This is a genomic window from Marinomonas sp. ATLA20 (assembly GCF_057180105.1).
The window spans coordinates 815,548-830,835 of record NZ_JBXUKU010000001.1 but is presented as its reverse complement, the minus strand read 5'-3'; the positions used below and the strand labels follow the sequence as shown (position 1 = coordinate 830,835).

Below are 15,288 nucleotides of genomic sequence, written 5' to 3'. Positions count from 1 at the left end.
TAAACTTGATTAACAAAATCACCCATATTTAGAGTTTTTCAACAAATTTTGAAATAATATCACAAACGTAATCAACCTGATCATTAGCTAGCTCATAAAACAAGGGTAACCTAACCAATGTATCTGTGAATCGATCTGAGTTTGGCAAGCTACTTCCGCTATATTTAGATTGATAATATTCACTTTGATGTAAAGACAAATAGTGAAAAACAGCATGGACACCATTTTCATTCAAAAATTCAATTAAATTACTACGCTGCTCAATACTTTCACAAACCAGATAAAACATATGTGCGTTATTCGTTGAATAGTCTGTAGTTTTTGGTAATTCTATTTGAGAGTTAATTAATGCTTGGCTTAAATTATCATAATACCGTTGCCAAATCGCTTTACGTTTTACTTGTATATCATCAATATTCTCAAGCTGAGCATATAAATAAGCTGCTATAATATCGGATGGTAAAAATGATGAACCGATATCTACCCAACCATATTTAGCGACTTCACCACGGAAGAATGATGATCTGTTAGTGCCTTTTTCACGAATAATTTCAGCTCGTTGAATGTATTTTTCATCATTAATCGCTAGTAAGCCACCTTCACCAGCAATAATATTTTTAGTTTCATGAAATGAAAAGGTGCCAAAAGCACCAATACTACCTAAAGGCATACCTTTATAATATCCGTCTATCGCTTGCGCAGCATCCTCCACTACTGGAATATTATATTGTGTAGCTAGTGCCATAATGGCGTCCATATCACAAGCAACACCAGCGTAATGAACAACAACAATCGCTTTTGTTTTTGGCGTAATCAGCTTCTCGATATGCTGAGGATCAATGTTAGGATGATCAGCATAACTATCACCAAAAACTATTTTTGCACCACGCATAACAAAAGCATTTACAGTTGAAACAAAAGTGTAAGATGGTGCAATAACTTCATCGCCAGGCTGAATATCAAGTAGAATTGCTGTCATTTCTAAAGCATCAGTACACGATGTTGTCATTAACACTTTTTTGAAACTATAGCGCCGTTCAAAAAACTCATGACATTTTTTTGTAAACACACCATCACCAGATATTTTCCCTGTAGCAATAGATTGTGCAATATTAACTAACTCTTTACCATGCAGGTATGGTTTATTAAATGGAATCATTTATTCAAACTCTTTTAAATTGTCTATTGTAGGTTGCTCGGCAAGCAGAGTGAAATTCGCTTCAATTTTTTCTTCTGACCATTCCCACCACTTTATGTTGAGCAATCTCTGAATGACTTCATTTGAAAATCGGTACTTAATGATTTTGGCTGGCACACCGGCTACAATTGCATAGGGTGGTACATCCTTTGTAACAACAGCATTTGCACCAATCACAGCACCATCGCCAATCGTGACACCGCGAGTAATTACAACACCCGCAGCAATCCAAACATCGTTACCAATATTTATTTTTTGCGTAAATCTATCATAAGCAGGTGATTGGTCCGATGGTATTAAACAGCTCTTGTTGTATAAAAACGAATGCTGAGTCATTCTCGTATAATCGTGATTCGCGCCACCAATAGATACATTCCAAGAGATACAGCAAAAAGCGCCTATTTCAGCGTACAATATAATAGTATTTTTTCCTGTATAGCTATACTTTCCTAGTTTCGCATTATCTAAATGGTTATTTCTATCTATACGCACATTATTACTCAAAGCAGAGACTGTAACTTTTGAAAAGTCCCCTATAGTGACACTTTTCTCAAGTATAGAATCGACAATTGTAGCGTCCTTGTAAACCTTAACGCTTGGATCGATTTTATTGATCAACGCCAGCTACCTCTATATCAAACACCACAGATGAAGCTAATTCATTTACGAGCGCATTGGATTCTTCATAAGAGTTGTCTTTTACAATAATATGCCCAACACGATCTGGACCAACTTGGAATGCACGCACAGTATCTCCAACATTATAATCAATCGCTAACTCAACCAAACCAGGATGGTTTTTAGTAGATTCGGGCACAAAGATACTTTTTATATTACCCGTGTTGTTGACACGCAAAAGAAGTGCAGCATTAGCTTGTTTTTCATACTCATTTGGTAATTTTGGCTTTTGAGAAAGGGCAAGCTTTAATATAAATTCATAAGCATCAAATCCACCATATATTGAAATATTTTCGGAAAGACACGTAGCCCCCATTCTAGCCCCGATTTCAAGAACATATGGCTGACGATCAACTATCATTAAATCTACGTTTGAAATAGTATCTCTTATTCCTAATGATCGTACTGCATTTGCCACTAGAATCTTTATTTCCCTATCAAGCTCGTTGTCTAAATCTAAAGGCATAGCATGACCAATTGGAACGCTTATGGGTGGTGGTGTAACTTCATCACTATGTAAAAAAACTTCTACTACCTCATCACCAACAACAATTGCCTGTGCACCAATTTCGTCCCCCTTTAAGTATTCCTCAATAACTACTTTTTGGGATTTAGAGACAGCTTTTGCAGCATGAAATGCCGCCTCTAAACCATCAGAAGTAAGAACTTGTGTAATTCCCCGACTACCAGAAGAATCGACGGCTTTAACCATAACGGGAAAGCCCATTTCATCCGCACACCGCTTTAATTCAATTAGAGTTTCTACCACGAAAAATTTAGCAGTTTGAATACCGTGTTCAGCAAAACACTGTTTCATCAGCGCTTTATCCATGCTCCGCTGTGCAGCGGCGTAACTCGTACCCGCCAAACCTAATTCGTCAACTAAATAACCAATTGTCGGCACCGCAACATCTGTACCCGTTGTAAGTACAGCATCAATGCCAATTAGTTTTGCTTGTGCTAACACACCGATATGGTCACGAGTATCAAGGTTTATTACTTCATCAGCTAGTGCCAAACCAGGATAGTTTCCCGGTGGACTTACTACAATTGCCTTATGTCCCATCTCTTTAGCTTTTTTTATCAAAGGAACTTGATAAACCCCCGCACCCATAATTAGAATTTTTTTCATTTAAAACCCCTTACATTTCTTAAATATTTAAAAGACTAGCAATGAAAGCTTAAACTACTGAGCACGCCGTACAAAAAAATATGAGTATTTTTGCTATGCAAAGACTCAAAGCTGATTACAAACTTCACCTCTGCCTACTGGATACACATAAAAAAACCGTAACATAGTAATAATATGCTATGGAATTCACTTCTATTAAAAACAATCAAGCTAAAAAGTTTCTCGCTTACAATTTCTCTCTGAAATCTATGAACCCTTCAAATATGGGTATATTAATGGTTTTTCCCTGATACCTAGCCCTCTAAAAGTGATGACAGATATTGCCCATAACTATTCTTGGACATTAACTCGGCACTTGTTGCAACCTGCTCTGTGGATAACCACTGCTGGCCATGAGCAATCTCTTCCAAACAAGCTATTTTATAGCCTTGCCGTTTTTCTATGGTTTCGACAAATTGTGCGGCTTCCAATAAGCTTTCGTGGGTACCTGTATCTAACCATGCAAAACCACGCCCAAGCATTTCTACATTCAACTTATTTTGTTTTAAATACATTTCATTAAGACAGGTAATTTCAAGCTCACCTCGCTCTGATGGCAACACCTGTTTAGCTAATTGTATGACCGAGTTATCGTAAAAATATAATCCCGTCACAGCAAAATGGGATTTCGGTTTGACGGGTTTCTCTTCAATCGAAATAGCTTTTCTATTTTCATCAAATTCCACAACACCAAAACGCTCTGGGTCTTTTACTTGATACCCAAACACTGTCGCACCTTGACCATTTTTTGCGTTTTCAACAGCGTGCTTTAACTTGGGCGTAAACCCTTGACCGTAGAAAATATTATCTCCTAAAACCAAACACACATCGTCGTTGCCAATAAAGTCTTCACCTAAAATAAAGGCTTGGGCTAATCCATCAGGGCTTGGCTGTATTGCGTAGCTTAGCGCAATGCCAAACTTCGACCCATCACCTAGAAGGCGCTGAAAACTACTTTGATCCTCAGGCGTAGTAATAATAAGTATTTCTCGAATACCCGCCAGCATTAAAACCGAGATGGGATAATACACCATTGGCTTATCGTAAACAGGTAACAGCTGCTTAGACACACCTATGGTAATAGGATAAAGCCGAGTACCTGAGCCACCCGCTAACACTATGCCTTTCATTGGTTGTTTACTCCTAAGCGTTCCATCGAGTAAGAACCGTCTAACACACGGCTCCACCAGTTTTCATTAGCGAGATACCACTGCACAGTTTTACGAAGCCCAGTTTCAAAAGTTTCTTCTGGTGTCCAGCCTAATGTTTTTGCAATCTTACTGGCATCAATAGCGTAGCGAACATCATGACCTGGGCGGTCTGTCACGTAAGTAATCAAATCTTGATAATGTGCTACCCCGTCCGGTTTATTCGGCACTAGCTCTTCTAACAAACCGCAAATCGTCTTCACTACGTCTATGTTAGCTTTTTCATTGTGGCCGCCGATGTTGTAGGTCTCTCCTAGTTCACCTTCTGTGACAACTTTATATAAGGCACGAGCGTGATCTTCTACATACAACCAATCCCGTATCTGCAAGCCATTGCCATAAACGGGCAGAAGCTTACCTTTTAAGGCATTTAAAATCACTAAAGGAATCAATTTTTCTGGAAAGTGATATGGCCCGTAGTTGTTAGAGCAATTGGTGACCAAGGTAGGAAAACCATAAGTTCTTCTCCATGCCCTTACCAAATGATCAGAACTTGCCTTACTGGCTGAATATGGAGAACTTGGTGCATAGGCAGTATCTTCGGTAAATAAGTCTTCTGGCCCCTCTAAATCGCCATACACTTCATCGGTTGAAATATGATGAAAGCGGAAAACGCTTTTACGATCCGACTTTAGGCCTAACCAAAACTGACGGCTGGCTTCTAACAGAGTGTAAGTACCAATAATATTGGTTTCAATAAAGGCCACTGGGCCGTCTATTGAACGATCAACATGGCTTTCTGCGGCTAAATGCATCACAGCGTCTGGATGGTGTATTTGAAAAACACGATCAAGCATTGCCCTATCGCAAATATCAACCTGCTCAAAAGCGTAACGATTTGACTGATCAACATCCGCAAGACTTTCAAGATTCCCCGCGTAAGTCAGCTTATCGACATTCACCACACTGTCTTGGGTGTTTTGGATAATATGGCGGATCACTGCAGAACCAATAAAACCCGCACCGCCAGTTACTAGAATTTTCATTTAGCTGTTTCCATAATTTTTAAATCTTGTTTATTGCTTGTTCGTCTTTTACCGTCAGATCACGCCTCGCTCCTCGGCTAATCAGATCTACGTTTTGGCACATTGTTTTTTTTGGGGCTAGTCGCTGCCAAATAGGTCTCGGGTGTATACTTTATCCGCCATATCACTCAGCATCTTGTCTTGTCTATTGGCAATGATCACATCCGCTGCATTTTTAAATTCTTCTAGGTCTTTTATGACTTTCGAATGGAAGAATTCCTCTTCCTCTAATACAGGCTCGTAGATTACCACTTCAATGCCTTTGGCCTTGATGCGTTTCATAATGCCTTGAATCGCTGAAGCTCGGAAGTTGTCACTGCCTGTTTTCATTACGAGTCGGTAAATCCCCACTACTTTTGGGTTACGCTTAAGGACAGAATCTGCAATAAAGTCTTTGCGGGTCGAGTTGGAATCCACAATCGCTCGAATCAGGTTGTTTGGCACATCTTGGTAATTCGCTAATAACTGCTTGGTGTCTTTTGGCAAACAGTAACCACCGTAACCAAAGCTTGGGTTGTTATAATGGTTGCCAATGCGAGGGTCTAACGACACACCATCGATGATTTGTTTGGTGTCTAAACCATGAGATTCGCAGTAAGTGTCTAGCTCATTAAAATAAGCAACACGAAGGGCTAAGTAGGTATTAGAAAATAGCTTAACGGCTTCGGCTTCTGTGCTGTCGGTAAAGAGGATATCAATCTCGTCTTTTAGAGCACCCTGTTTCAGCAAGCTAGCAAAAACCTCGGCACGCTCACTGCGTTCACCGACTATGATGCGTGATGGGTATAAGTTGTCATGCAGGGCTTTGCCTTCGCGTAAAAATTCAGGCGAGAAAAAGATGTTCGTGGTGTTGAATTTTTCATTCACGCTTTTCGTGTAACCCACTGGAACAGTGGATTTGATCACCATGACGGCTTGTGGGTTTATCGTCAGTACGTCTTGAATCACACTTTCGACGGACTTGGTGTTGAAGTAGTTGGTCGTTGGGTCATAGTCGGTTGGCGTTGCAATAATCACAAAGTGAGCGTCTTTATAAGCGGCTTGCTTATCTAATGTCGCAGTGAAGCTGAGGGCTTTGTTTTGTAAGAAATCTTCGATTTCCACGTCTTCAATGGGTGACTGCTTATTGTTTAGCATGGTCACTTTTTCAGGAACGATATCCACCGCAATGACGTCGTTGTGCTGTGCCAGTAACATGGCATTGGATAAGCCAACGTAGCCGGTTCCGGCAATGGCGATTTTGTATTTTTTCATCGTGTTTACCATTAATATCAAATGTATTTTGCCGAACGACACAATTATATCGTTCATTGCAAGTTCATATTCAACCGTCAGATCACGCCTCGTGCCTCAGCTAATCTGACCTACGGGGTATTTGGTTTATTAGTTTTCAATTCTATTTGAAAGTCTTTGTACCATTCGACAAATTTGACCATGCCTTCTTGTATCGTGGTGGCGGGCTTGTAGCCAACGGCGGCTTCAAGTTGTGCCGTGTCTGCGTAGGTTTTTGGTACATCACCCGGTTGCATGTCCATGTAGATTTTCTTGGCGGGTTTGCCACAGGCAGTTTCAATCGCTTCGATAAATTCAGACAGCTGGATCGGCTGGTTATTACCAATATTGTAAATCGCATATGGCGCTGTCGTGCCTTGGCTCTGTTGCGTTTGTGGCAGCAGCTCTTGAATACGAATAACCCCTTCAACAATGTCGTCTATGTAAGTAAAGTCGCGCATCATTTTGCCGTGGTTGAACACTTTAATCGGTTTATCGTTCAATATGGCCTCTGTGAATAACCAAGGAGCCATATCGGGCCGACCACCTGGACCATATACGGTGAAGAAACGCAATCCTGTCGTCGGAATACCGTACAAGTGAGAATAGGAATGGGCCATCAGTTCATTAGATTTCTTAGTCGCTGCATACAGTGAAACCGGGTGATCAACCGTATCGGATTCACTAAATGGAGTTTTGGAGTTCATACCATAAACGGAGCTGGAAGAGGCGTAGACTAGATGCTCTACTTTATTTTGGCGGCAACCTTCTAAAATGGTCATCATGCCAACCAGGTTGCTGTCCACGTAATCAAAAGGCGCTTCGATAGAATAACGAACACCTGCTTGGGCAGCTAAATGAATCACGCGCTGAAACTGCTCCTCTACAAAAAGCTGAGCCATGGCTTCACGGTCTGCGAGGTCCTGCTTTACAAAACGAAAGTGCGCGTAAGGTAAAAGCTGCTCTAAACGGTGCTGTTTCAGCGCAGGAATGTAGTAAGCGTTTAAACTGTCTAGGCCGACCACGTCATGACCCGCCTCTAGCAAACGTTTACAGACGCTCATACCAATGAAGCCTGCGGCTCCGGTGACTAAAAACTTCATTTTATCGTATCCATAATTTTTGAAATCTTGTTATTTATTGTCAGTTCATCTTTTGTCGTTACTTTTATTTTCAAGTAAAGCACCTAGTGCCTCGTATAATCTGATCTACGGACTGCACTTCGGCCTGATCAGAAACGAATCGTCAGATCACGACTTCGTTCCTCCTCTCATCTGATCTACAAACCATATCATCGGCCTAAAGACGCGACCTACAAGTGACACCTTATATTTTCACTTCTTGACGTAGTTGCTCTATTTCTTTTTCTAGTTCTTGGTGTTCTTTTAGTTTTCTTTGAAGAAAACGCTGTGTCAGTGTTACTTTTTCTTCTATCCCTTTTGGGGTTAGTAGGTATAAATAGCCCGTTTTGTTAGTGCTATTTTTAAAGTTTTCCGCTTTTACCAAGCCTTTTTCTATTAGTGCTTTTAAGCAAAAATTGGCTTTTCCTAGGCTAATCTCTAGACGTTTTGCTAGCTCACGCTGGCTGATATCTGGGTCTTGCTGTAGCTCTTTTAATATTTTGTAGCGGTATTCGTCGGTTAACATTTAAGCACCTTAGAGATAAGACTAAGCGTGGTGCATGGCAACGAGAAAATATAGTTGTGGGAAAGTGTGATGTGTGGTGTTGAGCCTACGCTTTCCATGCATTACCTCGTTTGATGTTATCCGTTTTTTTTACAAAAGAACTATTAACAACCTCAGCCTTCCCCTTGAAGAAAGGGAAAGGAACTGGTCAAGGCTGTGTTCATTTGGTGAACAATGATAATACAGACTATTAAATTATGCAAAGAATGTGTTTGAAAAGAGTTTGTAAAATGGACGTTTTTTAAGCATTTTGGGGCATAAGGATATTTTGGTTTGGAGGTAATAGCGGGTTGGGTTGATGCTGGCTGGGGTTGTGGTTTAATCTTAATCCTTCTTTAAAACGAATACATAAGGATTTGTATGTTATCTATTAAGCACCATGGCGCTGTACAGGGTGTCACCGGCTCTTGCCATGAACTATTCGTAAACCCCTACCAATCCATCTTGATCGATTGTGGTTTATTTCAGGGGGCTGAAACATCTACTGCCGGCGCGGACCCTAACAACTTGGAAATAGACTTTGATCTTTCAGCCATTCAAGCCCTGGTGATTACCCATGTTCACATTGACCATGTGGGTCGCTTGCCCTATCTGTTAGCAGCTGGATTTACCGGACCCATTTATTGCTCTAAACCTAGTGCGGCGCTATTACCCTTAGTCATTGAGGACGCACTTAAGGTAGGCGTAACGCGTAATGCCAGCATCATAAAAGCCTGCTTGGATCGCCTAGCATCTCAGTTAGTGCCGCTAGGTTATAAAGAATGGACCACTATCCCTTTAACTTCAAATGACACCAATGTACAAGTGCGATTATGTCGTGCTGGACATATTTTGGGATCGGCGTATGTGGTTTTTCGGGTTTCCAATGCGGAACTTACTTCTCAGGGAAAACGCTATCACGATGCGGTGTTTTCAGGAGACTTGGGCGCGCCCTACTCGCCTCTACTATGCGCTCCACAGTCGCCTTATCGGGCTGATCAATTGGTCTTAGAAAGCACTTATGGTGATAGAAATCATGAAAACCGAGTTTCAAGGCGCAAACATTTACAACAAAGTTTAGAACACGCCTTGAGTAATTCAGGCACTGTATTAATTCCAGCGTTTAGTATTGGTCGCACTCAAGAACTTCTATATGAGTTAGAACATATTATTCATCAGAATAAACAGAAAGCCGTCAGCAAGACCCGCTCTGGTGTTTCGTTAAATTGGGAAAATATTGATATCATTATCGATTCACCATTGGCTAGCCGATTCACTGAAGTTTATCAATCTCTGGCAGCTTACTGGGATGATGAAGCAAAACGTCGAGTAAATGCAGGCCGCCATCCATTAAGCTTTGATCAAGTCACCACGATTGATGATCACAACACTCACCTACAGACTGTTTCTTACCTACAACGTCAAACCCGCCCTGCTATTGTGATTGCTGCTTCTGGTATGTGTACTGGCGGACGGATTGTTAATTATTTAAAAGCATTATTGAGCGATAAACGCAATGATATACTGTTTGTTGGATATCAAGCCATCGGCACGCCAGGGCGTGATATTTTGAAATATCACGATAAGCACAATGGGTTCGTGGTGTTCGATGGGGAGCGCTACACCATTAACGCCAAAGTACAGCAGATTAGCGGATATTCCGCCCATGCTGGGCAACAGGATTTATTAAACTTTATTAAGCGTATGAGAGTGAAACCTAGAAAAGTACATTTAGTACATGGAGATGATAACGCCAAGCAAAGATTAAAACAGTTAATTGAGCTAAATCATCCTGACTGCGAAGTGACCATACCCACCCGATAGAGACTAAGCCCACACGATAAAAAACCACATACACAAAACTAACTACAGAAAAATAGAAAAGCGCATTAGTTGCAATGTAAATAACTAATGCGCTATTAAGAAGATAGACGCTGTCAAATTCTATATGACAGCCATCAGGTTAGATTATTTTGCGTCGCTTTTGTAGCTGTAATTATAGTAACCATAACCACCATAATAACTACTGGCTTTTTTCTCTACGGCATTTAAAATAAAGCCTTTTATTTCAACACCGACCTGATCAAAGCGGTTGTAAGACACCTCTATCTCTTTAAGCGTATTTTGCTCAAAACGCCCCACCATTAAACTGGTACCAGCAAGGGCCCCAACAATACCCGCATCTGTCACTGCAAGAATAGGCGGCGTATCAATAATCACAAGATCATACTTCTCTGCAGCCCATTCCATGAACTCCTTAAATCTGGGGTGCATAAGCAACTCGGAAGGGTTAGGCGGTACCCCCCCTCTAGAAACAAGGTCTAAGTTTTCAACCCCTGTCGCTTTTAAAGCATCCTCAAATAATGCTCGCCCACTCAAAATATCCGATAGCCCATTATCGTATTGCAAACCAAAATGACTTTGCAAATACCCTTTACGCATATCCGCATCGACCAATAAGACTTTTTGCCCTGTTTTTGCCGCTACGGCTGCAAAGTTTGCCGATACAAAAGATTTACCAATACCCGGCGCAGGACCAGAGATCATGACGATGTTATTTTTCGCTTCCATCATAGCAAAATGCAAGCTTGTACGAAGCCCACGCAAAGCCTCAATAGAAAGATCCGCGGGATTTGCCTCCGCCAACAAAAGTTCAGATAGCTTTCTTGTCTGCTGGGAGGTTGCGCTTTTCAACATCCGTGACTTACGCTTGCGCCGCAAGGATTTCGATTCTGGCCTCGCATTAAGATCCAACTGCGGCTGCAGGTCAGATTTAGGCACAGTGGCATAAACAGCTAAGCCAATACTTTCTATTTGCTCTGACGATTGCACGCCACGATTGAAGAAAGACCTTATTAGAACCACTGTAACCGAGAACACCCCTCCCAACAAAATAGCAATCAAGACGATAAGAGTTTTTTTGGGTTTAACAGGAGTCGGATTAACTTGCGCAACATCAAGAATACGCACGTTACCAACCGTTCCCGCTCTTATTATGCTCAATTCTTGCACTTTATTGAGCAACTGGATATAAATCTGCTGATTCACTTGCACATCTCGCTGCATACGCAATACTTCGCGCTGCGTCTTAGGCATTTTCTGAACCTGTTTGTCTATGCGCTCTTTCTCTTTCAACAAGGTAGCCCTATTATCCAGCAGAGCTTTATAAGAAGGGTGATCTTTAGTAAAGCGCTGACTAATTTCACTCTCTTTTATAGTCAAGTCCTGTAGCTTACTTTCCACCTCCACCATAGCTTTCAACGTGCCTTGCGCTTCCAAGCCAAGGTCAATCGACTCATTTTTTTGCCGGTATTGATTCAGTACATCTTCTGAATCATTTAATTGATTTTTGATACTAGGTAGGTTCTGTTTTAAAAAAGACAAACTTTTTTCAGCTTCTGCTGAGTTTCTTTCAACATTTTGCAAAAAATAGTTTTGACTGACATCATTTACTATAGCCTCTATCTCTTCCGGGTGATCACCTAGAAAAGACACAGCTAAAATACCTGTTTGCTTACCACGCTCAGTAACACTTAAATCGCGTTGCAACCGCCCCACTTGACTCAATCTTGTACTTTTAGACAAGACAAATTCGTCTGTAGTTTTGGCCTGAAGATCACTCAAAAACAACTCATATCCGTTATTTTTTGACAATTGGCCAACCACACCAGTCAATACTTGATTACCATCGCCATCCAGAACTTGATAAGCGCCCGTCACTTCGTCCGTTACAACTAAGGTAAAGACTCGATCCTCAATAGATTCTGGCAATTCAAACCTTTCCACTTTCGCAGAATGCCGACTCCCTGTTAAACGAGCAAAGCCTTTCCCAACAACCGGAAAATAGACAGGGGTAATGTGTGTGGTTAAATTTAGCTTATCAACGGTTTTACCCAAGATCATTCGAGATTTAAGGATCTCTATTTCTGTCGTTGCAGAAGACTCACTAGCAAATATATCCCCCATATCCCCCACTAATGAAGATACTCCTGAGCTTTTCTGCTCCACCTGCAATAGAGCATCCGCCTTATAAATAGGCGTTGCCAGTAACGCGTATGCCACACCCAACACAGCAAACACAAATGTAACAACAACAATAAGCCAACGTGCATCTAACAGAATACCGAGCAACTTACCTAGGTCTATTTCTTCATTCGCCGCGTCTGAAGGCGATCCAATTTGCTTAACTGTCATAAAAAACAAAATCCTAAATCTATATGGGCAGACATCGATACCCATTAAAATAATACTTACATAAAATATAGAAGGCTAATTAGTAGAGACTACTTACAACCCCCTCTTTAAATTAAATACCTTAAATGCTCCATCCCACATCCTTGTACTGTATAATTTTAACAGCAACCAATTAGAGTCAGCCATAAATAAGCCATTCAAAACAACCAACTATTGACCATTAGCACAATTGAAAAACTCACAACTTTTTTGACCATTCTATCGCTGCCGAATGTATCAACTCGAAAGCGTAATCAAAAGCTTCTCGACTCTGCCTGTAGGGGTCAGGAATGTCTTTTTTCCCAACCCACTCACCAAACAACATTACCTTACCCCTGACTTGCGGCGCAATTCGCGCTACTGCGTCTATATGCCCCCGCTCCATGACTAGCAATAGATCGTATTCTTGACACATTTGCGCAGTAAGCTGCCGGGAGCAATGACTACTTATATCTATATCGTGCTGCAGAGCCACCTCCAGCGCCATTTTATCTGCCGATTCACCAGATAAGTGGCTTTTTTCTACCGCAACACCTGCTGAAGCAATTTGCTTATTCGGCAGTAACGACTTAAGCACACCCTCACCTGTTGGGGAGCGACAAATATTCCCAACGCAAATAACCAATATTTTGTCAAACATACCAAAACCCTTTTCAGTATCTTATCTACAAAAATCACAACTTTTTACCAACAAAAAACCACCACACCCTTTAAGCCAACACACTCAGCACGTGCACTCAATAAGCGATAAGTGATATGTGATAAGTGATAAGTGATAAGTGATAAGTGATAAGTGATAACATTAAGGCCAGTTACGTACTCGTAACACACCTTCAGTTAAATTGTTAAAACCAGATATTGTCGGGATCAGTAAATTAATAACACGATTCCAACGAGAAAGAGGCGCTGCCGTTACATAGACGATATCATAGGCATTTAACTCAAACTCTGTCCCAATCACCAAAGCGGATGCATCTTTGATATTTAATTGATAAATATCAGCTAAACGATCTTCTTTTTCTTTGGCATCCACCCCGCGTATTACAAATACACCCGTTGCGTCGGCCGATAGCTCATTAATACCACCAACACTACTCAGAGCTTCTGTTAGGCTCATACCTGCCCTGTCTATTTTAAGCAGCGCTGGACTCTTAACCTCCCCCATCACAAAGACTTTCTGAGCATCATTACGAGGCACATGTATAATATCACCAGGCTGCAGCAACCTGTTCTGAGTTAGGTCTCCACGCTGCATCAAGGCAAATAAAGACAAGGTTTCTTCGGTACCGTTACGAGTCAATGTTACATTTCGCCAATCTGCATTCTGACCTAGCCCGCCAGCGTTATTAATGGCATCTAACACTGTCATTGGTATATTCGATATCGCCTGCTGCCCAGGAGCACCCACCTCCCCCGTTACATAAGTACGCTTTGAACGGAAAGCAGCCACATTAACATCCACCTGTGGGCTTTCAATGTATTTAGCCAGACGCTGTGCTATATCTACTCGAATTTCGCCAACGGTTTTATTCTCAACATTCACTCGACCTATATAAGGGTAAAATATTGAGCCATCAGCATGCACCCAATTACCTGCATCAGTAGAACTACGATACGCCCCCGCAGGTATGGTCAATTCTGGGTGATCCCAAACAGTCACATTCAAGATGTCGCCAACACCCACACGGTATTCGTATTTAGACACCTCTGTATCCAGACCTATATTAGAAAGAGGAACAGGTTCTAGAGAACGTAAATTTGCAACTATTTGTGGGGTCAACGGATGCACCCTAACCAGATTGGACAACTTAGTCTGCTCAGTTTCTTCGACCAGTTGCTTATCATTTACATTTAAGTGCGATCCGGGTAATGCACAACCAACCATAAATAGTGAGGGGAAGATAATAACTAGAAGGTTTCTTTTAACTCTCATTAGGCTTTTTTAAACTCATCAAAAATTGAACTGTATCTAGAAGTGTATGATATTTTTGCATGATTCTATACCCGATTACACAAAAAAACATAATATTAAAAAAAACCTTACACAAAAAAACAAAAAACAATCCAAGTGTATGCACGACTTGTATCTGAAGAGAAAAAACGGATATTAAAGAAAGCCTTACGATAAACTGACATTCTTAAATCCATGCCACACTAAACAAAACAAAAAATGACAAAAAAACTCTTTTTAAAGCCGAATTCACTTATCCCCCCCTTACATTTTTCTCTCTGTTACTCTAACATCAGGACTGAAGTTTATCTTCAAACATCGATGTTTAATGATAAGGAAATACTATGAAACTTGTAACTTTGGCTACAGTTGTAGCACTTGGCCTAGCTAGCCAAGCATATGGTGAAGACGCGGGGGCTGGTGGTTCAGGAACGACTGGTACCACAACAGGTACGACTACTGGTACCACAACAGGCACTGCGACAGGTACGACTGGTACTGCAACAGGTACAACTAGTGCTGCAACAGGTACGACTGGTGCTGCAACAGGTACGACTGGCGCTGCAACTACTGGTGCCGCCACTACTGGTGCCGCCACTACTGGTGCCGCCACTACTGGTGCTGCTGCCACTACTGGTGCTGCTGCCACCACTGGCGCTGCTGCTGCTACTGGCGCTGCTGCCGCTACTACTGGCGCTGCTGCCGCTGCTGCTGCTGGTACGATAACAGTGTCAACTGCCGCTGCCGCTGCTGCCGCCGCTGCTGCCGCCGCTGCGGTTGCATCTACATCTAATAGTGGCAACAGCAACAGTGGTACAACTGGTACAACTGGTACAACTGGTACAACTGGTACAAACTAAGATAATAAAAACCTGATGAACTTGGAT

The 15,288-nt window shown here is 41.6% G+C and carries 13 protein-coding genes; 2 read left to right on the top strand and 11 right to left on the bottom strand.

Annotated features, from left to right (window positions below; translation table 11 throughout):
• Positions 1 to 28: 28 nt before the first annotated feature.
• From rffA to AC2A4J_RS03780, 8 genes are all read right to left on the bottom strand, one after another.
• Entirely contained in the window at positions 29 to 1,159 is a 1,131-nt protein-coding gene (gene rffA / locus AC2A4J_RS03815; RefSeq protein WP_484174981.1) for a dTDP-4-amino-4,6-dideoxygalactose transaminase, read from the bottom strand.
• Positions 1,160 to 1,816: a xenobiotic acyltransferase family protein gene (locus tag AC2A4J_RS03810; protein WP_484174980.1), complete on the bottom strand. Its 657-nt coding sequence runs from the start codon at positions 1,814 to 1,816 to the stop codon at positions 1,160 to 1,162. It lies immediately after the preceding gene.
• Positions 1,806 to 3,008, bottom strand: a complete 1,203-nt coding sequence (locus AC2A4J_RS03805) for an ATP-grasp domain-containing protein (RefSeq protein ID WP_484174979.1) — start codon at positions 3,006 to 3,008, stop codon at positions 1,806 to 1,808. Before AC2A4J_RS03805 ends, AC2A4J_RS03810 begins: the two co-directional genes overlap by 11 nt.
• 293 nt (positions 3,009 to 3,301) lie before the next feature.
• Positions 3,302 to 4,177 carry a glucose-1-phosphate thymidylyltransferase RfbA gene (gene rfbA, locus AC2A4J_RS03800; RefSeq protein WP_484174978.1) on the bottom strand — a complete coding sequence of 292 codons (876 nt, stop codon included), beginning with the start codon at positions 4,175 to 4,177 and terminating at the stop codon, positions 3,302 to 3,304.
• Positions 4,174 to 5,241 carry a dTDP-glucose 4,6-dehydratase gene (rfbB, locus tag AC2A4J_RS03795; protein WP_484174977.1) on the bottom strand — a complete coding sequence of 356 codons (1,068 nt, stop codon included), beginning with the start codon at positions 5,239 to 5,241 and terminating at the stop codon, positions 4,174 to 4,176. Before rfbB ends, rfbA begins: the two co-directional genes overlap by 4 nt.
• Before the next feature lie 117 nt (positions 5,242 to 5,358).
• Positions 5,359 to 6,534, bottom strand: a complete 1,176-nt coding sequence (locus tag AC2A4J_RS03790; protein ID WP_484174976.1) for a nucleotide sugar dehydrogenase — start codon at positions 6,532 to 6,534, stop codon at positions 5,359 to 5,361.
• Positions 6,535 to 6,644: 110 nt separating this feature from the next.
• The gene (locus AC2A4J_RS03785) at positions 6,645 to 7,655 is read right to left on the bottom strand and encodes an NAD-dependent epimerase (RefSeq protein ID WP_484174975.1); all 1,011 of its coding nucleotides are present in this window, start codon (positions 7,653 to 7,655) and stop codon (positions 6,645 to 6,647) included.
• 223 nt (positions 7,656 to 7,878) lie between these two features.
• The gene (locus AC2A4J_RS03780; RefSeq protein ID WP_484174974.1) at positions 7,879 to 8,199 is read right to left on the bottom strand and encodes a MarR family EPS-associated transcriptional regulator; all 321 of its coding nucleotides are present in this window, start codon (positions 8,197 to 8,199) and stop codon (positions 7,879 to 7,881) included.
• Between the two features lie 399 nt (positions 8,200 to 8,598).
• Here AC2A4J_RS03780 and AC2A4J_RS03775 point away from each other — a divergent pair, with 399 nt between their 5' ends.
• Positions 8,599 to 10,041: an MBL fold metallo-hydrolase RNA specificity domain-containing protein gene (locus tag AC2A4J_RS03775; protein WP_484174973.1), complete on the top strand. Its 1,443-nt coding sequence runs from the start codon at positions 8,599 to 8,601 to the stop codon at positions 10,039 to 10,041.
• Between the two features lie 144 nt (positions 10,042 to 10,185).
• Here AC2A4J_RS03775 and AC2A4J_RS03770 read toward each other — a convergent pair whose 3' ends face one another.
• The 3 genes from AC2A4J_RS03770 to AC2A4J_RS03760 all read right to left on the bottom strand — a co-directional run bounded on the left by AC2A4J_RS03770 (position 10,186) and on the right by AC2A4J_RS03760 (position 14,383).
• The gene (locus AC2A4J_RS03770; protein WP_484174972.1) at positions 10,186 to 12,411 is read right to left on the bottom strand and encodes a polysaccharide biosynthesis tyrosine autokinase; all 2,226 of its coding nucleotides are present in this window, start codon (positions 12,409 to 12,411) and stop codon (positions 10,186 to 10,188) included.
• Between the two features lie 238 nt (positions 12,412 to 12,649).
• Positions 12,650 to 13,090 (bottom strand): low molecular weight protein-tyrosine-phosphatase, encoded by a 441-nt coding sequence (locus tag AC2A4J_RS03765; protein WP_484174971.1) that lies wholly within the window; start codon positions 13,088 to 13,090, stop codon positions 12,650 to 12,652.
• Positions 13,091 to 13,252: 162 nt separating this feature from the next.
• A complete protein-coding gene (locus AC2A4J_RS03760; protein WP_484174970.1) occupies positions 13,253 to 14,383 on the bottom strand; it encodes a polysaccharide export protein in 1,131 nt (376 codons plus the stop codon).
• Between the two features lie 362 nt (positions 14,384 to 14,745).
• Between AC2A4J_RS03760 and AC2A4J_RS03755 the strand changes: the two genes are divergently transcribed.
• Positions 14,746 to 15,261, top strand: a complete 516-nt coding sequence (locus AC2A4J_RS03755) for a hypothetical protein (RefSeq protein ID WP_484174969.1) — start codon at positions 14,746 to 14,748, stop codon at positions 15,259 to 15,261.
• The last annotated feature ends 27 nt before the right edge of the window (positions 15,262 to 15,288 follow it).